Annotated in this window: 20 protein-coding genes and 2 pseudogenes; 13 read left to right on the forward strand and 9 right to left on the reverse strand. The window is 66.7% G+C overall.

The annotated features are described in order from the left end of the window. Together AC3A6P_RS02855 and AC3A6P_RS02860 are read left to right on the forward strand one after the other, a co-directional pair. Positions 1-186 (forward strand): annotated as a pseudogene (locus tag AC3A6P_RS02855) (4-hydroxy-2-oxovalerate aldolase); the annotation flags it as partial. An 18-nt stretch (positions 187-204) separates the two neighbouring features. Further along, entirely contained in the window at positions 205-1,065 is an 861-nt protein-coding gene (locus tag AC3A6P_RS02860) for a MaoC family dehydratase (RefSeq protein WP_487688170.1), read from the forward strand. Here the strand turns inward: AC3A6P_RS02860 and AC3A6P_RS02865 are convergent. Then, positions 1,052-1,195, reverse strand: coding sequence for a hypothetical protein (locus AC3A6P_RS02865; protein WP_487688172.1), 144 nt, complete (start codon positions 1,193-1,195; stop codon positions 1,052-1,054). The two genes, AC3A6P_RS02860 and AC3A6P_RS02865, sit on opposite strands and share 14 nt — an antisense overlap. Positions 1,196-1,217: 22 nt before the next feature. Further along, positions 1,218-1,790 (reverse strand): TetR/AcrR family transcriptional regulator, encoded by a 573-nt coding sequence (locus tag AC3A6P_RS02870; protein WP_487688175.1) that lies wholly within the window; start codon positions 1,788-1,790, stop codon positions 1,218-1,220. Positions 1,791-1,958: 168 nt separating this feature from the next. Here AC3A6P_RS02870 and AC3A6P_RS02875 point away from each other — a divergent pair. The 3 genes and pseudogenes from AC3A6P_RS02875 to AC3A6P_RS02885 form a co-directional block, all read left to right on the forward strand. Beyond that, a pseudogene (locus AC3A6P_RS02875) lies at positions 1,959-2,317 on the forward strand (MFS transporter); the annotation flags it as partial. A 576-nt stretch (positions 2,318-2,893) separates the two neighbouring features. Then, positions 2,894-3,220, forward strand: a complete 327-nt coding sequence (locus AC3A6P_RS02880) for a hypothetical protein (protein ID WP_487688177.1) — start codon at positions 2,894-2,896, stop codon at positions 3,218-3,220. A gap of 128 nt (positions 3,221-3,348) precedes the next feature. Continuing rightward, a complete protein-coding gene (locus AC3A6P_RS02885) occupies positions 3,349-4,668 on the forward strand; it encodes a S1C family serine protease (protein WP_487688179.1) in 1,320 nt (439 codons plus the stop codon). Positions 4,669-4,728: 60 nt separating this feature from the next. Here the strand turns inward: AC3A6P_RS02885 and AC3A6P_RS02890 are convergent, their stop codons facing one another. Continuing rightward, positions 4,729-5,208, reverse strand: coding sequence for an SRPBCC family protein (locus AC3A6P_RS02890; RefSeq protein ID WP_487688182.1), 480 nt, complete (start codon positions 5,206-5,208; stop codon positions 4,729-4,731). A 134-nt stretch (positions 5,209-5,342) separates the two neighbouring features. Here AC3A6P_RS02890 and AC3A6P_RS02895 point away from each other — a divergent pair, with 134 nt between their 5' ends. The 5 genes from AC3A6P_RS02895 (at position 5,343) to AC3A6P_RS02915 (ending at position 9,701) form a co-directional block, all read left to right on the forward strand. Next, entirely contained in the window at positions 5,343-6,881 is a 1,539-nt protein-coding gene (locus AC3A6P_RS02895) for a S8 family serine peptidase (protein WP_487688185.1), read from the forward strand. A 1-nt stretch (position 6,882) separates the two neighbouring features. After that, positions 6,883-7,194, forward strand: a complete 312-nt coding sequence (locus AC3A6P_RS02900; RefSeq protein WP_487688188.1) for a hypothetical protein — start codon at positions 6,883-6,885, stop codon at positions 7,192-7,194. A gap of 4 nt (positions 7,195-7,198) precedes the next feature. Continuing rightward, positions 7,199-8,299, forward strand: coding sequence for a M14 family metallopeptidase (locus AC3A6P_RS02905; RefSeq protein WP_487688190.1), 1,101 nt, complete (start codon positions 7,199-7,201; stop codon positions 8,297-8,299). Positions 8,300-8,413: 114 nt separating this feature from the next. Then, a complete protein-coding gene (locus tag AC3A6P_RS02910) occupies positions 8,414-8,614 on the forward strand; it encodes a hypothetical protein (RefSeq protein ID WP_487688192.1) in 201 nt (66 codons plus the stop codon). Between the two features lie 148 nt (positions 8,615-8,762). After that, on the forward strand, positions 8,763-9,701 hold the full coding sequence (locus AC3A6P_RS02915; RefSeq protein ID WP_487688193.1) for an alpha/beta fold hydrolase: 939 nt from the start codon (positions 8,763-8,765) through the stop codon (positions 9,699-9,701). On the opposite strand, the gene AC3A6P_RS02920 is transcribed toward AC3A6P_RS02915, so the two are convergent. The 3 genes from AC3A6P_RS02920 to AC3A6P_RS02930 all read right to left on the reverse strand — a co-directional run bounded on the left by AC3A6P_RS02920 (position 9,702) and on the right by AC3A6P_RS02930 (position 13,930). Then, positions 9,702-10,940 (reverse strand): cytochrome P450, encoded by a 1,239-nt coding sequence (locus tag AC3A6P_RS02920; RefSeq protein ID WP_487688196.1) that lies wholly within the window; start codon positions 10,938-10,940, stop codon positions 9,702-9,704. Between the two features lie 83 nt (positions 10,941-11,023). Further along, positions 11,024-12,493, reverse strand: a complete 1,470-nt coding sequence (locus AC3A6P_RS02925; RefSeq protein ID WP_487688198.1) for a PE-PPE domain-containing protein — start codon at positions 12,491-12,493, stop codon at positions 11,024-11,026. A gap of 93 nt (positions 12,494-12,586) precedes the next feature. Then, complete coding sequence (locus AC3A6P_RS02930; protein ID WP_487688201.1) at positions 12,587-13,930, reverse strand: flavin monoamine oxidase family protein; 1,344 nt, start codon at positions 13,928-13,930, stop codon at positions 12,587-12,589. Between the two features lie 31 nt (positions 13,931-13,961). Here AC3A6P_RS02930 and AC3A6P_RS02935 point away from each other — a divergent pair, with 31 nt between their 5' ends. Then, entirely contained in the window at positions 13,962-14,939 is a 978-nt protein-coding gene (locus AC3A6P_RS02935; RefSeq protein WP_487688203.1) for a TIGR03617 family F420-dependent LLM class oxidoreductase, read from the forward strand. Between the two features lie 54 nt (positions 14,940-14,993). On the opposite strand, the gene AC3A6P_RS02940 is transcribed toward AC3A6P_RS02935, so the two are convergent. Then, entirely contained in the window at positions 14,994-16,133 is a 1,140-nt protein-coding gene (locus AC3A6P_RS02940; RefSeq protein WP_487688205.1) for an Rv3169 family protein, read from the reverse strand. After that, on the reverse strand, positions 16,133-17,272 hold the full coding sequence (locus AC3A6P_RS02945) for a phosphotransferase family protein (protein WP_487688208.1): 1,140 nt from the start codon (positions 17,270-17,272) through the stop codon (positions 16,133-16,135). The genes AC3A6P_RS02940 and AC3A6P_RS02945 overlap by 1 nt, the downstream gene beginning before the upstream one ends. A 43-nt stretch (positions 17,273-17,315) precedes the next feature. On the opposite strand from AC3A6P_RS02945, the gene AC3A6P_RS02950 reads away from it, so the two are divergent. Together AC3A6P_RS02950 and AC3A6P_RS02955 are read left to right on the forward strand one after the other, a co-directional pair. After that, entirely contained in the window at positions 17,316-17,924 is a 609-nt protein-coding gene (locus AC3A6P_RS02950) for a TetR/AcrR family transcriptional regulator (protein ID WP_487688210.1), read from the forward strand. Next, the gene (locus AC3A6P_RS02955; protein WP_487688212.1) at positions 17,924-18,880 is read left to right on the forward strand and encodes an SDR family NAD(P)-dependent oxidoreductase; all 957 of its coding nucleotides are present in this window, start codon (positions 17,924-17,926) and stop codon (positions 18,878-18,880) included. The genes AC3A6P_RS02950 and AC3A6P_RS02955 overlap by 1 nt, the downstream gene beginning before the upstream one ends. 41 nt (positions 18,881-18,921) lie before the next feature. Here the strand turns inward: AC3A6P_RS02955 and AC3A6P_RS02960 are convergent, their stop codons facing one another. After that, positions 18,922-19,686 (reverse strand): enoyl-CoA hydratase, encoded by a 765-nt coding sequence (locus tag AC3A6P_RS02960; RefSeq protein ID WP_487688215.1) that lies wholly within the window; start codon positions 19,684-19,686, stop codon positions 18,922-18,924. Positions 19,687-19,831: the final 145 nt, after the last annotated feature.

Here is a 19,831-nt window from a genome sequence, read left to right on the forward strand (position 1 = left end):
CTGATCATGGGCTATTCCGGGGTGTACTCCAGCTTCCTCAAACACGCCATCCGCCAATCCGAACGCTACGGCGTGCCCGCACACAAGCTGCTGCACCGTGCCGGCCAGCGCAAACTCATCGGTGGTCAGGAAGACCAACTCATCGACATCGCCCTCGAAATACAACGGGAACAACACACCGCCTGAACGGGAATGTGAACTGTCATGCCGATCGATGTCCACGTTGCACTTGGGGCAGAGCTGGACCCTGTCGAATTCTCCTGGACTAGCAGCGATGTGCAGCTTTACCACCTTGCCCTCGGTGCTGGCGCCGCGCCGCTGGATCCGCGCGAGCTCCGGTACCTCGCCGATGACAAGCCGCAAGTGTTGCCGACATTCGGTACCGTCGCGCAGAGCTTCCATAAGGCCGAAGCGCCATCGGTGAAGTATCCCGGCATCGACGTTGAGTTGTCGAAGGTGCTTCACGCCAGTGAGACAATATGCGCGCCGGCGCCGATCCCAGAGTCGGGAACTGGAATAGCCCTCACTCGGTTCACTGACATCTGGGATAAGGGCAAAGCTGCGGTCATTTGGTCGGAAACGGTGGTGACCGCCCTGGATGGCAGTCCGCTGTGGACGCAAAAGCGGTCTATCTACGCCCGCGGCGAAGGTGGTTTCGGCGGCGACCGCGGACCGACGAGCCACACGGCTACACCAGGGCATGCGCCCGATGTAGAAGTGCTGATTCCGGTCCTGCCTCAGCAAGCCCTTCTCTACCGCCTCTGCGGCGACCGAAACCCGCTGCACTCCGACCCCGAATTCGCATCTGCTGCGGGTTTTCCCGCACCGATCCTGCACGGTCTCTGCAGCTACGGCATGGTCTGCAAAGCGATCACCGACACGCTCTTGGATGGGAGCGCCGCTGCTGTGAGCAGTTACAGTGCCCGGTTTGCAGGGGTGGTCTATCCCGGAGAAGATTTGAAAGTATCTGTCTGGGAGCAGGATACGAGTCTAATTGCCGTTGCCGTCGCGCCCGGACGTGACGACGCTGCTGTGTTGACCGGCGTTGAACTCATTCCGGCTTGACCTGCGTCAGGTTTCGTTGCAGCGTGGTGTGAGATTGGGACGCCTGGCGCAGATCCTCACCGAGGACGGCGGCGGGCCATTGCGGCTTAGGCGGCGCCGAGGGCATACCGTCATCATCGAGCTCATCCACAGCTTCGTGAACAACTTCGGCGTCACGTTGACACCAGCTGGACAATCGTCAGGGTGTGTTGGAGTCGAAGTCGAATGTCATTGAGTGACAACCTATCCTGAGTCACTGCGAGAACGTTGGTGGCCCAGCAGTCTGCCATGAGCTCTGCGATGTCGTGATCTCGTGATCCCGGGGCCGCACACAACACCTGGGCGAACATGGTGACAAGCGTGGTGCGCACCGATTCTGCGTTCGTGACGGCCGACCCGTCGGCGTACAGGTACGCACGCGCCAACGCATCAGCCAGCGCGGGTGTCGCGCAGAGCTGTTCGATCACATTGCCGGCCTGTTGTGCCACCCCCAGGTACACATCGGCGCACGAGGGTAACCGGTGATCGACGGCGAATTCGGTCAGCCAATGTTGCAGGCAGGCAACCAGCATGTCGTCCTTGGACGAGAAGTACTTGTAGATGGTGCTTGCCGACATGCCGGCTCGGTCGGCCACGGTTCGGACGTGCATCGCTGCATAGCCCTCGCCGGCAACACTCAACGCAGCAGCCACGATACGGGCTCGACGGTGTTGTCGGCTCGCGTTCAGGCCTACAGGAACGCTCATGATCATGGAAGGTAGTCACCTTCACGCCAGACTACTCTGCACTTTCTCGGTGGCCGGAACACCGCGGTCCAGATGGCCTGTGTTGTTCCACTGATAGACATTCGGACCGCGCCGCAGGGGATCGGCACGAGGATGCTCCCACTACGACCGACACAGGAGGCGCGCGAGATGGCCGAGGCAACGTCTGTGGATCCTGCTTACCTGCGCCGCGTAGCGGTGTCGAGCCTGCTTGGGACTGCCATCGAGTACTACGACTTTCTGGTCTACGGAACCATGAGCGCCTTGGTCTTCGGAATGGTGTTCTTTCCGGAGTCCGATCCCGCGGTGGGTACCACCGCGGCGTTCGGCACATTGGCAGCGGGCTACATCGCGCGTCCTGTGGGTGGGATTCTGTTCGGGCACTTCGGTGATCGAGTGGGCCGCAAAGCGATGCTGGTTCTGACGATGTCACTGATGGGACCGCGAGTTTCGCGATCGGTCTACTCCCGACGTTTGCTGCAGTGGGAGTGCTGGCGCCGGTACTTCTGTGAATCGCTGGTTCTGCTACGTAATCAGGCATCGGCATCCGTGGACAAGCTCGACGTTGAAGCCTGGCGCAGCTCGCCGGCCGAGTACACCGTGTGGCGAGCAAGCGCGAACCATTTCGTCCTGCACCGCTCAGACGGCCAATGGCGCATCACGGCGCGCACCAGCAGGCCACTCGACGGCAATCCCGCGGGGCACACCCTGCTAACCGCCAGCGTGACCGGTTCCAGGCTCCGGAGGTCAAACAGCGATAACTGGTAGCCCGTTCTCGTTCCTCCCGCGGCCGCGGCGGCACGGTTCTAGTTGGCTCGCTAAGCGGCTGTTTCGGCGCGGAGCATATGAACGTCGCACATTGCGGCGAAGGCCCTCGGTCGCGTGTTCGCCGAGGAGGGTTTGGCTGGAACTCAAGCCGTTCGATGTGCACGCGCTCGAACTAGTGCTCGGTCTGACCCGGACGCCTGCGATGATTCGCGAAGGACTGCTTAAAGGCATCCCGAAAAATCAATGCCGCGGAACCAGAGGATGTCGCCAGGGAGGGATTTGACCACCGCGACGTCGCAGCGGCCGCGCTGATCGTGGTGGAGACGCTGACCGCCGCTTACGAGAAACATGCCTCGATCCTGCGGGCGGCGCTGACGTCCTCATCTTTCGACGTGCCTCCGTACCTGAATCACACCGCCATGGACGAGATCGAGCGCACCCTCCTTCCGCTCGGCAACGCCATACCCAGCCGGGCCAGGCCGGACCTGTCTCGCGCCGAACTCGACGATCTGGTGTTCGTCACCATGGGGGTGGCCTCCAGCGCATGCCTGCGCATTGCGCTGAACCGGCCACCCGATTCGGATCGTGATGGCATGGTGGCTTTGACCGCGCGAATGCTGGCGGCGGCGCTGACGCCGCCCTGAGCTGTTTCGCTGTGGGCGGAAAAGTCTCGGACTTCCCAGAGCCAGCTCTCAGTTCCGTCTCAGTGATCGCAGGCACCTTGTGCTTAAGCAACTGTGCCCATTGACGTTTCAGGAAGAAGACGAACACGATGACGAACCCTCCCCGGTATCCCATGAATCCGCCGGATCCTCGCCAGGATCCGAGTCACTCTGGGGGACAGCACTACCGGGGTAACCCGGCTGACGGTTCGTACCAGCCCGCCTATGACTGGCGTTACGCCCAGACGCCCGCGGGAGCCTACCACGACCCGTATCACACTGTGCCGCAGCCTTATTCCGCGCCGGCGCGGCACAAGAAGCGTTCCCGGCGCGGCGCCCTGGTGGCCGGCGCGGTCGCGGTGGCCGTCGTCAGTGGCGGCATCGGTGCAGCCGCCGCAGTCACCACCGAACCGGATCACTCCACGGCCATGCAGGCCGCCATCGCGGCCGCACCCGGCCAACCGGCCGCCAACCTGCCCGCAGGTTCGGTGGAGCAGGTGGCCGCCAAGGTGATGCCCAGTGTGGTGAAGCTGCAGATCGACATGGGCCGCCAGAGCGGTGAGGGGTCGGGCATCGTGCTCTCCAAGGACGGTCTGATCCTGACCAACAACCACGTCGTCGCCGCCGCTGCCGACAGTGGCCTGGCCCAGCAGGCGTCCGTGGCGGGGGATATCAAACAGACCGTGACGTTCTCGGACGGCCGCTCGGTGCCGTTCACCGTCGTCGGCGCCGATCCGGCCGGCGACCTCGCCGTCGTCAAGGCCCAAGGCGTTTCGGGGCTCACCCCCATCGCACTGGGATCGTCCAGTGACGTCAAGGTCGGCCAGGACGTCGTCGCCATCGGCTCGCCCTTGGGTCTGCAGGGCACGGTGACCACCGGCATCATCAGCGCGCTGGATCGCCCGGTGGCCGCCGGTGGCGGCCCCGAAGACCAGGTGGCGGTGCTCGACGCCATCCAGACCGACGCCGCCATCAACCCCGGCAACTCCGGTGGGGCACTGGTCAACATGAACGGTGAGCTCATCGGCGTCAACTCCGCGATCGCGACCATGGGCGGCGGGGAGTCCCCCGAGGCGCAGAGCGGGTCGATCGGCCTGGGCTTCGCGATCCCGGTCGATCAGGCCAAGCGCATCGCCGATGAGTTGGTGTCCACCGGCAAGGCCACCCACGGTTCGCTGGGGGTGCAGCTCAGCAGCAACACCAGCGCCAGCGGCGCCGCGATCGCCGGAGTGCAGGCGGGCAGCCCCGCTGCGGCCGCCGGCCTGCCCGACGGCGCCGTCATCACCAAGCTCGACAACCGGGTGATCGACGGTCCCGAAGCACTGATCGCGGCGGTGCGCTCCAAGGCTCCCGGTGACAAAGTGTCGCTGACCTACGTCGACGGCGACGGCTCTCCCCAGACCACCCAGGTGACCCTCGGACAGGCGTAACGCGACAACACTGAAGCCTGCGGTCGAACTCGGCCGCAGGTTTCAGTGCGTTTCAGTGCGTCATCGACTGCCCTCAGCGGTTTTCTTGATGGCCGCCAGCGTCTCGGGGATACCGCGATGCGCGGCGTCGGTGCGCTCGGCGATCTGCGCGTCGGCCTGTTCGCCGAAACGCTCCCGGAAACCCTCGAGGCCCCGCGGCAGGAACGTCCAGGATTCGGTCAGGCGGGTACCGCCGTCGATCGCGTCGAAGGTGAACCCCCAGCGCACCCACCCGTTGTTGACCTCCCAGGCGAATTCGCGGCCCGGCTCGGCCCGAATCACCTGACTTCGGGTCTCCCACGTCCGCTGCGGGGTCTGGTTGCGGCCGGTGAACCACGCGCCGACCCGTGGCCCGTCCGCCGAGAGCGCGCCTTCATCCCACCAGCAGGCGCGACAGATCGGGCTCCAGTCGCCCATGCGCGTCACATCGGAGACCAATGCGTACAGCTCGTTCGGTCCCAGGGCGACATCGATCGAGGCGGAGAATTGGAGTGCAGACACGACCCTGAGTATGGCAGCCACGGGTTTCGGGTCGGGTAGCCGATTACGCGATTCAAAGGCCGCCCGGAACCGCACACTCTGGAGACACCGCGGGCGAACAGGGTGCCGCGGTCGAGAATCGAGGAGAAACCACCATGGAACGTGAATACTTCTCCCGGGGTGAACGAAGGACGGTCGAAGTCCTCGACGACGTGGTGGCGATCCAAGTCAGCACCGACACCCGCGGAGCGACACCGGAAGCAGAGATCTTCGGTGCGCCCGTCCGGGACGCGGAACAACAGCTGGACGGGCCGAGCCTGGAAGCATTCCGGAACGCGAACTGGGTCTTCGTCACGCCGACACCGGAGGTGTCGCGGTCGGTGAACGAGGGACTGTCGGTACGCGATACCGAGCAGGTCGGTCAGGTGGTCCGCCGTGGCGACGGCACTGTCGGCGTAGCCACCCAGCGACTGAATGTGCAACTGAGTGACACGATCTCGCCAGAGCAGGCGCCGCAGGTACTGGCCGACGCCGGGTTGACCGTGGGCAGGCAGTTGAGGTTCGCGCCGAATCTGTTCGAAGTGGACGCACCCGCGGGGGAGGACTCACTGGCCGCATCGGTACGGCTGCACGACGATCCGCGCTTCACCTTCGCCGAACCCGCGTTCATCGAACACATTCCCGCCCGGTTCACCCCATCGGATCCCCGGTTCGGCGAGCAGTGGCAGTGGACGAATGTCTCCGCCGAACAGGCGTGGGAGCTCAGTCGCGGTGCCGGTGTCCGGGTCGCGGTGATAGACAACGGTTTCAACGCCCAGCACCAAGACCTGCGGGACGGGATCTCGGCCGCATCCGGGTTCTTCCGGCCGCAGGGCAGCTTCACCCAGGGCACGGCGCAGATGCCCTCGGGTGACCACGGCACCTTCTGCGCGGGCATGGTGGGCGCCCGACACAACAACGGTGTGGGAGGATGTGGGGCCGCGCCGGAGGCGGAGCTGATCCTCATCGCCTGCCTCAACGATCAGGTGGGCACGCAGACCACCCTGGCGCGCGCAGTGGCCTACGCCGCAGACCCCTCGACCGAGGTTCCCGGCGCCGGTGCGGATTCGGGCGCCGACATCCTGGTCTCGAGCCTCGGACCCAACGGCGCGGACTGGGCCTTGACGCAGACCCTGGCCCTGGCCCTCGAATTCGCCGCATCAACCGGCCGGCAAGGACGCGGCCTGGCCATCTTCTGGGCTGCCAGCAACGGCAGGAACGTCGATGTCCTCAAAGACGAAGTGGTGTCGCACGCCGATGTGATCGCCGTGGTGCGCTCCGACCACAACGATCGCGAGGACAACGCAGCCCGCGGTGCCGAGGTGGAACTCATCGCACCCGGCGTCGACGTGTTCAGCACCACCGGTGACGGCGGCTATGGGACCAGCACCGGCACCAGCTTCGCCGCACCGTGCGCGGCCGGCTGCGCGGCACTGGCCCTGTCGGCGAACACCGACCTGACCCGCGACGAACTGCGCGAGATCATGCGCGGCACGGCGGACCGGATCGGCGGCGTGGTGTACGACGCCCAGGGGCACAACGACGATTACGGTTTCGGGCGGGTGAACGCGCACGAGGCGGTCAAACAGGCGCAACGACCGGGTGGTGTACCCATCGAGGCGTTTGCCCCCGTAGCGCCGGCGAGGGGCGCCTGAGATGGCCGACGACCCGGTATTCCACGTGCAGATCACCGCACCCACCACAGCTGAGCTGAAAGCACTCACCGACGAACTCAAGCCGGATCTGGGCTGTCGCCCGGTGGTGCGACACCGGGAGGGCCAGGTGGTGATCAATGCCCTGATGTCCGAGCAGCAGCTCGACGCGGTGCGGTCCGCGCGATCAGCAGCCTCCATCCAGGTGATCGAGAACGCCACGGCAGCCGGGCGGGAACGCCAAAGCGAAGTGGCGCAGGGGAATAGGTTCGCGGCGCGCGGTGTGGTACCTCGCGGCCTCGGTGAGAAGGAGTGAGGCCGTGAGCTACCTGAATGTGGACGAGATCGAGTCCGCGCTGGAGAACCTGGCCGCCGCGTACCCGGCGGCCTCGGCGCTGATCACCGTGCCGAACTCCACCCATGAAGGCCGCAGAAGCCATGTCCTGCGCATCGGTGCCGCGTCGTCGGAATGTGACGCGGTGCTACTGCTCGGCGGGGTGCATGCGCGGGAGTGGGTACCGCCGGATGCGCTGATCGCGCTCGCCGCCGATCTGCTCGAAGCCTTCGACCAGGGCACCGGATTACGGTACGGGGGAAAGAGATTCACTGCCCAAGACATTCGCCGACTGGTGGCGACGATGAACATCTACGTCTACCCGTGTGTGAATCCTGACGGCCGCTCCTACAGCCAGACCACCGAGCCGTTGTGGCGCAAGAACCGTCGTCGTGATGACGGCGGCTGTGTGGGCGTCGACATCAACCGCAACTTCGACTTCCTCTGGGATCACCTGGCCAAGTTCGCTCCGGATTCAGACGTCAAGACCTCCGACGACCCCTGCGATCCGAATGTGTATCGCGGACCCTCACCGGCGTCCGAGCCCGAAACCCGCAATGTGGTCTGGCTTCTGGACAACGACCCAGGGATCCGATGGCATGTCGATGTGCACAGCGCGGTTCCGGTCGTGCTGCACAGTTGGGGCAGCGACCAGAACCAATCGACGGACACCGCCCAGAACTTTCGCAACGGCGCGTTCGACGGCGTACGCGGCCGGGCCAACGACGCCGGCTACCGCGAGTACATCTCCGCAGCGGACCTCGCGATCGCCACCACACTCAGCACCGAACTCGACGACGCTATCGCCGCGGTGCGGGGTGACAGGTACGGTGCCGAGCCGGCGTTCGGGCTGTACCCAACCTCCGGTGCCAGCGACGACTACGCGTTCAGCAGGTGCTTTGTCGATCCTGCCAAGACGAAGGTGTTCGGCTTCACCATCGAATGCGGCCACACCTTCGCGCCGGCCTGGTCGGAGGCCGAGAACGTCATCCGGGAGGTGTCGGCGGGGCTGATCGCGTTCTGCCTTGCCGCATCACGGTATTCGGGTGCGGCAAAGGCCGACGAGCATGTGGGCGCAGGCAGGTAGCCGGATACTCCGGTGACTGGCCAGGCGGCGCCCTATCGTGAATATGTACGCCAAGACCGGTGCGCCACAACGACTTCGGTGATCGGTCTGATCCAACCAACAGGGGGAACAACCATGACCACTCAACTGGTATCCGAGGCGGCCGCTCGGGAGAAGAGCGCGATTCGTGTGCAGGCGAAGAACTGGTACCACACCATCGCGAGCAGCCCGGAGGCCGCCGTCGAATTCGTGAACCTGGAGCCGGCGCAGGGGGCCGGCGAGGCGCAGTTCTCGGTGCGCGACGACGGTCAGGTGGACGTGTTCTACTTCCTGTAGAACCCGTCGCTGCGCAACGCCGCCGTCCGTCCGGACGGCGGCGTTTGTGCTGTCGAGTGCCGTGGTGAGCCGTACTTGACAGCTGTCGACTAAACTCGGCACATCGCGGGCAAGGGTGCCCGCGACGTTGTTGGCGAGAGGTTCACCCATGCCCGTAAGCAGCGCGCGGCGTATCCAGTTGCCGCCCGGCCGGCCCGCCATCGTCCGGGGAGCCGACGGCACCAGGCTGCACACCGAGGTGTTCGGCCCCCAGGACGGCTACCCGATCGTGCTGGCGCACGGCATCACCTGCGCCATCAGCGTCTGGCATGAACAGATCAACGAACTGGCCCGCGACTACCGGGTCATCGCGTTCGACCACCGTGGCCACGGCCGCAGCGGTGTCCCGCCCCGCGGGCACTACAGCCTCAACCACCTGGCTTCGGACCTGGACTCGGTTCTCGAGGCCACCCTGGCGCCGGGGGAGCGAGCCGTCATCGCCGGGCATTCGATGGGCGGGATCGCCATCACCTCGTGGGCCGAGCGATACCCGCACAAGGTCGCCCAGCATGCCGATGCGGTGGCGTTGATCAACACCACCACGGGCGAGATCGTCCGGCAGGTCAAGTTCTTGTCCGTGGCGCCGCGGCTGGCCAGGGGCAGGGTGGCCGTCGGCTCCCGAATCATCAGGACTTTCGGCGGAGTCCCCGCCCTGCGGGCCGCCGCGCTGCCCAGCCGCAGGTTCGTCGCCGCTCTGGCGGTGGGACGCGACGCCGACCCCGACGTCGCGCAGTTCGTCTACGAGTTGTACGCGGCCACTCCGCCGGCGGGCCGGGCGGGCTGCGCCCGGATGCTCATCGATTCCATGGAGAAACGACACATCCGGTTGCACGGGCTGACGGTGCCCACCTTGGTGATCGGCAGTGAACGCGACCGGCTGCTGCCCATCGACTCCTCGCGCCGGATTGCCCGGGACGCCCCGAATCTGGCGGAGCTGGTCGAACTACCGGGAGGGCACTGCGCCATCCTGGAACGCCCGGCCGAGGTCAACCGCCACCTGCGGAACCTGGTGGAAAGGGTCACCGAGGCAACACCTTTGAGTGGATAGTCAGCCGGCCAGATCGAACTCGATCGGCAAGGTCACCGGTCCGGTGAGCCCGACCAGCGGTTTCCACGGAGCCGGCCCGGTCACCCGCGGGTGGTGCAGCCGCGCCGTGAGCACCCGCAGTGCGTGCACGAGTTCGGCTCTGGCCAGGTTGGCGCCCAGGCAGTAATGCGCCCCGCCGCCGAAAGTAACCATGGCAGAGGCATTCTGGCGGGTCACGTCCAGGAGGTCGGGCTCGGGGAAGACCTCGGGGTCACGATTGGCGGCGGCGTTGCTGACCATGACCTGCGTGCCGGCCGGTATGACGACCCCGCCCACCTCGGTGTCCTGCAACGCGACGCGGATGGCCGAGAACGCCACCGGCGAATGGCGAAGTAGCTCGTCGACGGCCCGCGGGACCAACTCCGGATGCTCGGCCAGCAACGCCCACTGGTCAGGGTGGTCGCAGAGCACCTGCACCGCTGCCGCCAACTGGTTTCGGGTGGTGTCGGTTCCGGCCAGCAGCAGGCCCTGGGCCATCATGCACAGTTCTTCGGTGCTGAGCCGGTCACCGTCCTCCTCGGCGCGGATCATCTCCGAGAGCAGGTCGTCGGTGCGGCACAGTCTGCGCTCGGCGACCATGTCGTCGATGTACGCATCGAAAGCTGCATAGGCGAACAGGATTTCGTGTTCGTGCGCCAAGGCGTCCCAGGTGAAGATCTGGAAGATGTCGTCGGCCCAGCGGGAGAACAGCACGCTGTCTTCGGCGGGTGCGCCGAGTAGCGCACAGATGACGGGCACCGGGTATGGCCGCGCGATGTCGGTGACCACGTCGCAGTGGCCCGACCTGGCCAGTGGCTCCACCAGATCGGTGATCACCTGTGTGATCACCGAGTCCAGCCGGGACGTCGCACGTGGCGTGAACGCCTTCGACACCAACCGGCGCAGCCGCGTGTGCGCAGGCCCGTCGAGGTCCAGCAGATTGGCCACGGCCTTGTCCCACAGCGGCCCCGACGTCACCCCCTGGGACGCCAGGAACAAACCTCGGGGCACCCCGAACCGGGAGTCACGGATGACGCTACGCACCAGCGGATAGGCCAGGATCTCCGGGCCGTGCGGGCCCAGCGCGATGGGCGCCTGGTCGCGTGCCTCGCGGATGAGCCGGTGTGCCTCAACGGGGTCGACGGTGCTCCAGTAATCGAGCCGGGGAAGGCCGGCGTCGAAAACATCGGGATAGCGGGACGAGATGTCGTCGACGGTCATGGCGCCTCCTCGGCAGGACGATTCCGTCGCCCTTCACTATGGAGGCGTCCCGGACCGGGACCACGGGTAGTCGGCTACCTCACCTACTCGCCGGCAGCCTTGTCCTTCGCGTCCTTGTCCTTGTCCTTGTCCGCCCTGCCGGGGTGGTCCCCGCCTCTGCTTGCCCCGGTGTCCTTGTCGGACTCGGTGCCGGCGTCGTCACTGTCAGCGGCAGCGTTGTCTTCGGCCTTGTCACCGGTCGGGTCCTCGGCCTTGTCGCCGGTCGGGTCTTTGGTGGCGTCGTCCTCGGTCGGGTCCGCCGTCCTGGCCGGGGAGCGCTCCGCGCGGCTGGGCCGCCGGGCACTGTAGGACCCGTCGTCGTCGGTGTCCTCTGCGGCCTGGGTGGCCCCCGAGGTCGCCGGTGTCGCGATGGTCGTGGTCTGGTCAACCTGCTCGGTTCCGGACGACCCGTCCGCGGTGGACCGGTCGGCGCTCAGCGTGGTGTCCTGATCGGCGGGCTTGAGGCCAAGGTGTTCCTGCAGCTTGTCCCAGCTCTCGGCCAGGGCTCCCGGCAGCTGTTCGGCGGCGGTGGCCCATACCTTCGGCGGCGCGAACAACTGCATCGGGGTGTACACGCTGGGATCCGACAGCGGGTTGTTGTCGGTGTAGGAGGCGTTGACGAGCACGGTCAGCAGCGGCTCCACGACATCGGCGAACGCATTGCCGAGATCACCGCCGAAGTCGCGGATCGGCTGCAGCATCGGCAGACCCTTGGCTTCGTAGGTGACATACACCGTGGTGACCCCATCGGGGGTCGGCTCATGCCGCACGATCTGACCGTCGGTGCCGATGATGTAGTGCCCTGACGCGCCCTCGACGAGCTTGCCGGTCTCCGGGTCGAGGATCTCGGCGGGTACCGGCAGCTTCTCCTGCTGCCGATACCGGTAGGCGTAGGCGATGATCGCGTTCAACAACGCGGGCAGATTCGAGATGTAGGTGGGCGCGCTGGAATTCCAGGCGTATTCGTAGCCCACGTCGAGGATCTGAACGCCCTCGAGGTTGTTGGGCACCGGCACCGGGTTGACGCCAACGAGCGCGAAGAACGGATAGCGCGCCGCGTAGCCGCCGTTGGGCCGGTCGACGTTGTTGTCGAGGATCCACAGCGTGTCGGTGAGGCGGGGATCGTCGGGGTTGTTGGCGGCCAGGTAGCTGATCACCGCGCTGGCATTGCCCGCGCCGCGCCCGGAGCTGACCACCACGTCGGGCTCACCGTCGGTCTGTGCGGCGTCGAGAGCCTTGATGATGTTCTCGGCACCTTGCCAGAACTGCACCAGCCGGAACGGGGCGATGACCGTGGGGCCGTAGGTCTCGTTCCAGTTGATGCCGTAGAACTTGTCGATCCCGTCGGCGTTCCAGTTGGTGGCGCTGCCGGGCGTGATGGTGGCGGTGAGCTCGACTTTCTCCCGCGATACCACCTGCGGAACCGCGGTGGTGAACGCGACGGCGGCCACCGTCGCCAACGCTGCGCCCCCGACGACAGCGGGTGTGACGGCCCGCTTCCACTGCGCACTCATTGTCGTGATCCTCCCCGGCACCTCAGCCTGGCCGGCGAAAGTTTGCCGAGCCGAACGTACAGTACGGGCCCAACACCGCCGCGCGCCAGCATTTCAGCCGAGTGCACTGATGACCTCGGCCGCCGCTCGGCGACCTGAGCGCACCGCGCCGTCGAGGAACCCGGTCCACTCATCGGCGGTTTCGGTGCCCGCCCAGAAGATCCGGCCCACCGGTTCACGCAGCCACCGCCCGACCGTCGTCCACGCGCCCGGGGGGACCGCCGCGGTGGGGCCGCCGGGGGAGAACGAATCGGTTCCCCAGCTGAAATCGACGTAGTCGATCGGGTCTCGCGCGCGGGCACCGAACAGATCGGCAAAACAGCCGAGGGCACGCTCGCGGCGCTGCGGCGCGGGGAGCTCGTCGAAATGCCGGGCGTCGACAAAACCCAGCAACACCCCCGCCCCGTCGGCGCCGTCGGGGCTGACATCGAAGGTGATGAACACCGGGCCGCTGTCCGACAACGCCTGCCCCGTTCTGCCGTCGGCCCGCCAGAACGGCGTGTCGTACGCCGCGAACGCCTTGCTGAGCGCGCCTTGGGGCCACGTGTGCGCCACCCGGTCGGCGTCGGCGGGCAATCCGGGCGAGAACGTGATGGCGCTGCGGTGCTGGGGTGGCACCGCGATCACCACCGCCCGTGCGGTTACCGACCCTGCGGTGGACGTGACGTCGACGCCGGTGTCCGACTGCTCGACCCCGCTGACGGCCGCTGACACCACCACGCGCTCGCCCAGCTGGTCGGCCATCCGCGCCGCGATCTGGTGGGTGCCCGCTTTCAGATGGTCCTGCTGCGCGCCGTTGTCCACGTCGAGCATTCTGTCCAGACCACCGGCGGCTTTGACGTAGCGGATCGTGTGCAGCAGCGAGACGGCGTCGGGTTCGCAACCCCAGGTCACTCGCGACATGATGGCCATCAAGTCGCGGGTGGACTGCGTCGCCCGCACCGAATGCAGCCAGTCGGCCAGCGTGTGCTCGTCGAGGGCGTGCGCGCGTGGTCCCGTCCACGGCTGCTCGACGCGAACCGTCCGGGCGAGGCGGGCGAACTGCCATTGGATGCGGGCCACATCGAGCAGGCTGAGCACGGACAGCGACGGGATGGTCCCGGTGTACGAGCGCACCCGGCCGCGCCACCGGATCAGGTTGGAGCCGTGGTTGTAGGTCGGTGTTGTGGGGCAGTCCAACTCCGCCGCCAATGCCAGCACCGCGTCCTGGGTGGGCCCGACGAACGCCGCACCCAGATCGACCGGTACCCCGGCCACCGAACCGGGGGCGGTGCGGCCCCCCACCCGGTCCCGGCCCTCGAGCACCACGACCTCGAGGCCGGACCTGACCAGTTCCCGGGCGGCGGTCAAGCCGGCGAAGCCGGCACCCACCACAACAACGTCGACGCGATCACGCACGAATACCAGTGAAGCAGCTTAAGCTTCGACCGTGAAGATCCAGACGGCGTTGTTCGGGCCCGGCGATGCGATCGAACGGGCCCAGGCGCTCAAAGAAGCCGGTGCCACGGGGGTTTTCACCTTCGAAGGGCCCAACGACGTCTTCGCCCCGCTCACCCTGGCGTCGACGGTCAGCGGTCTGGACCTGATGACGAACGTGGCGATTGCGTTTCCCCGCAACCCGATTCACCTGGCCCACCAGGCCCATGACCACCAGTTGCTCAGCCAGGGGCGGTTCACCCTGGGGCTGGGCACCCAGATCCGCACCCAGATCGAGAAGCGCTTCGGCGCCGACTTCGATCACCCGGTTGCCCGGATGACCGAACTGATCGCCGCTCTGCGGGCCATCTTCGAGGCGTGGAGCAGTGGTGAGAGGCTTCGTTTCGAAGGCCAGTTCTACCGCCACACACTGATGACGCCGAATTTCAGTCCCGGCCCCAATCCTTATGGGCCACCACCTATTTACGTGGGTGCGCTGGGCCCGCGACTGACTCGGGCGACAGCCGAGCACGCCGACGGCCTGCTGGTGATGCCGTTCGGTTCGCAGAAATTCCTGCACGAGGCCACCATGCCCGCCGTCCGGGACGGCCTGGCCGCCGCAGGCCGCGATGCGGCCGGGTTCGCGGTGGTGCCGGAGATCATCGTCTCCGCCGGCGAGGACCACACCGCGACGCGCCGGTTGCTGGCCTTCTACGGGTCCACCCCGGCCTACAAGCCGGTGCTCGACATCCACGGCTGGGGCGATCTGCAGCCCGAGTTGCACGCGTTGTCCAAGCAGGGCCGCTGGCAGGACATGGGCGGGCTCATCGACGACGAGGTGCTGCACACCATCGCCGCCTGCGGCACCCCCGCCGAGATCGCCGAGCACATCCGCAAACGTGTTGCGGGCGTGGCGGATACCGTGTGCCTGTACCAGCCGGGCCCCATTCCCGTCGACGTGCTGGCCGCGATCGTCGACGAACTCCGGTGATTTGGGCGCGCTCATAACCGCTCAGCGGTTATGAGCGCGCCCAAATCACAAGGACTAGGGGGCGACGGTGAGCCAGTCGGCGAAGCCGGAGGGGTCGTGGCGGCCCAGCGCGCCGTGCTCGAACAGACCCCAGCCCTCACGCTCGGTACTGCCGTCGCGGCACACCGCACGCCCCACATGGTCGATCACGCCGAAACCGGCCCGGCCCACGATGGCGGGATCGGTCATGTCGTAGGTGAGGCGTTCGGTGAAACCCTCGCCCTTCCACACCCCGTGGATCCAGTCGGAGTCGCCGCCGTAGCCCCCGCCGACGTGAATCGGCACCGGCAGTTTGGATTCCACCTCGAAATGCACCGCCGATCCGTCCGCTGCGGTGGCCTCGATGGTGGCACCGGTGGGAATCCGGGTCCCCGAGCGGTAATGGATCTTCACCCGAGGCCACCCGAGCTGTTCGACGCGCCCATCCTTCCAGATCCGGGTGCAGTCGTTGAGGGAACGGAATCCGTTGGGTTCCTCCTGGATGATCAGCACGATGCCGAAATCATCGAATGCCATGGGCACATACAGCCACCACATGCCTTCGAACGGCGGATCGGCGGGCCGGCCCGCGGGCTCGGCTTCCCCGATCGGGCGGATACCCCAGGACCGGTCCCGGGTACCGATCCAGCGCGCCGGGTCGACGGTGATCTCCTCACCGTCGACAACGATGTGGCCGGTCCACGCACCGACCTGGGCGAACCGCTGTGCGTTCAGTGTGACCCGGTTACCGGCGCGCAGGATGTGCGGTTGCTCCTGCACCACGTCGAACAAACCGTCCCACGTGAGATCGGCGGCGACGCCGTGGGTTTCCTCGAGCACGATCCGCAACCGGCGCAGCGGCTCACTGACCTCGACGCGGTACGCGCCGACGTGTTGGTTGAGCCGGTCCTGATCGATGGCATCGGACAGATGCACCGCGGTCTGGGTGTCACCGCTTGCGCCGAATCTGCCGCCTCCGCGGCGGGAGGCCAGGAAAAACGCGTCCTTGACACCGAGGTTGGGGTAGTAGCCGATACCGGTGATCACGAAGATGTCGCCGGTGCGGTCATGGGCGTTGAAATAGGAGCGATCGTAGAAGTTGCGATCGCTGGACCCTGGCCAGGCAATCGGCTGCGGGACTTGGTGCACCGGGAATTCGTCCATGGGGCCGAGCATCAGTTGGTCTCTCCGATCAGCCGTTTCAGCAGGGCGGCATGGTAGAACAGGGTTTCCACGTCCTCGGGTTTCTCGATCTCGCCGAAGTGCACGCGCCGGGCGCCGGTGCGCATGAACACACATGCCCACACCACCGCGGAGTAGGCGTAGAACCAGGTCAGGTCGCCCAGTTCCACACCGGTCAGCTCACGGTACGTGGCCCGCACATCGTCCTCCCGCAACACCTCGGGCAGTCCCGGCAGGCCGGCGAGCCCGCACAGTTCCTGAAACACCATGTGGGCGAATATCATCCACGCCACGTCCAGCTCACGGGGACCGACGGTGGCCATCTCCCAGTCCAGCACCGCCACCGGTCGGAAGTCCCGGTACAGCACATTGCCGACGCGGGAGTCGCCCCACACCAGTACCGGTTCCGCGGCGGCGACGTCGCTGGGGAAGTTCTGCTCCAGCCACGACAGGGCGCGCTCCACCAGTGGTGAGTTACCGATGTCGGGGACAGAGAAGTCGTACCATTCCTTGAGCCAGCCGAAATGCCGGCGCAGTGCGGTGTCGCCCGGAGGGTCGACCTGCGCGAGAAAGTCGAATGTGTTGGTGGCGTTGGGGATTGAATGCAATTTGGCGAGGACCTCGACGGTGCTGTCCTGCAGCTCGCGCTGCTTGTCCGGTGCCGCGTCGAAGAACCAGTTGCCACCGAAGGTGTAGGGCATGACATCCGGTGGGACGATGCCGTCGACGTGATCCATCAGGAAGAAGGGTGTGCCCAGCACCGAGCCGGTGTTCTCCAGCCATCGCACGGTGGGTACGGGAACGTCGGTGAGTTCCCCGGCCAGCCGCATGACCTCGAACTGGTGGTCCAGCCGGTACGACGAGAACACCGGGATGTCGGCCTGGGTGGGGGCGACGCGCGCCACCCACCTCTGCTGCACCGCCTCGCCGTCCTGTTCCCACCGCCCGGTGAGCACGATTGTCTCCGAGGACATCCCGTTGGAGTCGATACCACTCTCGACGGTGATGTCGGGTTTCACCCCGCCCGGTATGACGGTGGACAACCACTCGGAGAGCACGTTCGGCAGGGTGGTGACATCCCGGCTGGAGCGTTGCAGTCGGCCGACATCTTCGACGGCCGGTTCTTGGGCCATTAATGATCCTCCGCGACAGTATTACGATACGGTAGGTAGCGTTATGAAAGCAGACCCGTACCCCGAAGACAAGCCTCCGGGTGCAGGACGTCCCCGCGACCCGCGCATTGACGCTGCCATACTCGCGGCCACCGCGGACCTGCTTGTCGAAATCGGTTACGCGAACATCACCATGGCGGCCATCGCCGACCGGGCCGGAACCACCAAAACGGCGCTGTACCGGCGGTGGTCGAGCAAGGCCGAAATCGTGCACGAAGCCGCTTTCCCCGCAGCGCCCACCGCACTCCAGATGCCGGCGGGAGACATCGCCGCGGACATCCACGCGATGATCGCCGCGGCCCGTGATGTTTTCGTCAGCCCGCTGGTACGGGCGGCGCTACCCGGGTTGATCGCCGACATGGCGGCCGACGCCGAACTGAACGCGCGTGTGATGGCGAGGTTCGGCGACGTGTTCGAGGTGATCCGGCTGCGGATCGCCGACGCGGTGGACCGCGGCGAAGTGCACCCCGATGTCGATCCGACCCGGCTGGTGGAGATCATCGGCGGAACCACCTTGCTGAGATTGCTGCTACAGCCCGACGGCGACCTCGACGACACCTGGGTGGCGCAGACATCGGCGATCGTGGTCCACGGCGTGAAGAAGGAGCGGTGATGGTCCCGGCCGACGATGCGGGCACCGGTGGGTCCCCAGCGGAGCTCGGGGGCCGAGGAGCCCGGGGAGACGGGGCCGGGCTGAGGTCCGGCGGAAGGCTCGACGGGCGGGTGGCCATCGTCACCGGTGCCAGTAGGGGATTGGGCCGGGCAACGGCCCTCGCCCTGGCCGCCGAAGGGGCGGCCGTCGCGGTGGCCGCGCGCACCGAGCAGGTGTGGGACACGCGGTTGCCCGGCACCATCGGTGACACCGTGGCGCAGATCGAAGAGGCAGGTGGCCGCGCGATAGCGGTTCGGGCGGACCTCCTCGACCGCGAGGACATCGCGCGGCTGGTGGAGCAGACGCGAGACGTCCTGGGCCCCATAACCATCCTGGTCAACAACGCCGCGTTCACCGCACCGGGGCGCCCGCCCACCCCCGGGGCCGCACCGAAGGCGAAACAGCCCAGGAGTTCTCCGGTGCAGGCGGATTGGCCACCGTTTGTCGGGACACCGCTGACCGCGTTCCGGCGGCACTTCGAGATCGCGGTGTTCGCCGCCTACGAGCTCATGCAGTTGGTGGCCCCGGACATGCTCGACGCCGGCCTCGGCGCGATGATCAACATCAGCTCGGTGGCCTCACGCCTTCCCGGTGCCGGACCTTTCGACGACTTCTCCGGTGGCATTCTGCCCGGCTACGGCGGTTCCAAGGCCGCCTTGGAACACCTCACCTCGTCGGCCGCCTATGAACTGCAGCGACGCAACATCTCGGTCAATGCGCTGTCGCCGTCGTTGCCGATGATGACCCCCGGATTGTCGTACTACCGAACGGATTTCGATGAGACCGGTTCGGAGCAGGAGTTTGCCGAGGCGGTGGTCCGGCTCGCGTTGGTGGACCCGAACGAGGTGACCGGCCGGACGGTCGGGCACCGGGAAGTGCTCGACGGAAGCTTCCGGCCGTTCTCAGGCCGCCAGTAGCCGATACCGACTGGCCGGTCGACGGACTCCGCCGCCTTCGGCTACCGGATCTGGCTCTTGTTGCGCGCTGCCACCTCGTCTTTGCGGCGAGCGAGCGCGCTGGTGTCGGGGCGCACGGTGCGGGTGAGGTCCTGCTCGGCGGCCAGGGCCGGATCGGTGATCGTGGCCGCGCCGCGCCGGTAGATCTCTTTCAGGCCTGCCATGGTGGGTCCGGGCACCTCGGCGATCTGTGCGGCGAGTTCCACCGCGCGGGAGACCAAATGCTCGTGAGGGACCACCTCGGTGACCAGTCCGATGCGTTCGGCGCGGCGCGCATCAACCACCTCACCGGTCATGGACAGCCGGCGCGCCATCGCCGCACCGACCAGCTGAGGCAGCCGGGCGGTCATGCCGCCACCGGGCAGGATGCCCACCCGGGCGTGGGTATCGGCGAACACCGCCTGCTCCGAGGCGATCAGGAAATCGCACGCCAGAGCCATCTCCAGGCCGCCGGTGAAGGTCGGTCCGTTGATGGCCCCGATGATCGGCGAACGCATCTGCGCCGGTTTGGTGATGCAGTTGTGGGACTGGAATGTCTCGAAGTACGAGCCGCCGAGTTGTTGCGCCTCCTTGAGATCGACGCCGGCGCAGAACGCGGGATCGGTGCCCGTCAACACCACCGCCCGTACCCCGGGATCGGCGTCGGCGGCCTCCATTGCGCCGTACAGGGTTTCGATCAGGCTGGTACTCAACGCATTGCGTGCCTCGGGACGGTTCAAGGTGAGCACCCGGACGCCGTCGTGATCGGTGATCGTCACCAGTGTCATGCCCTGAGCCTAGCGAGGTGGGTATCGGCGGGTAGGCGGCGACGCTACGGCCGCTCCGGTCGCAACAACCGTTTGAAGGAGCGACCGGTGGATGGGAGTGGGCCCGCCGCGGGTGGTCGAGCGCATCGCCGGCGTGCAGCATTCC

Source organism: Mycobacterium sp. Soil_C_30 (genome assembly GCF_057656995.1).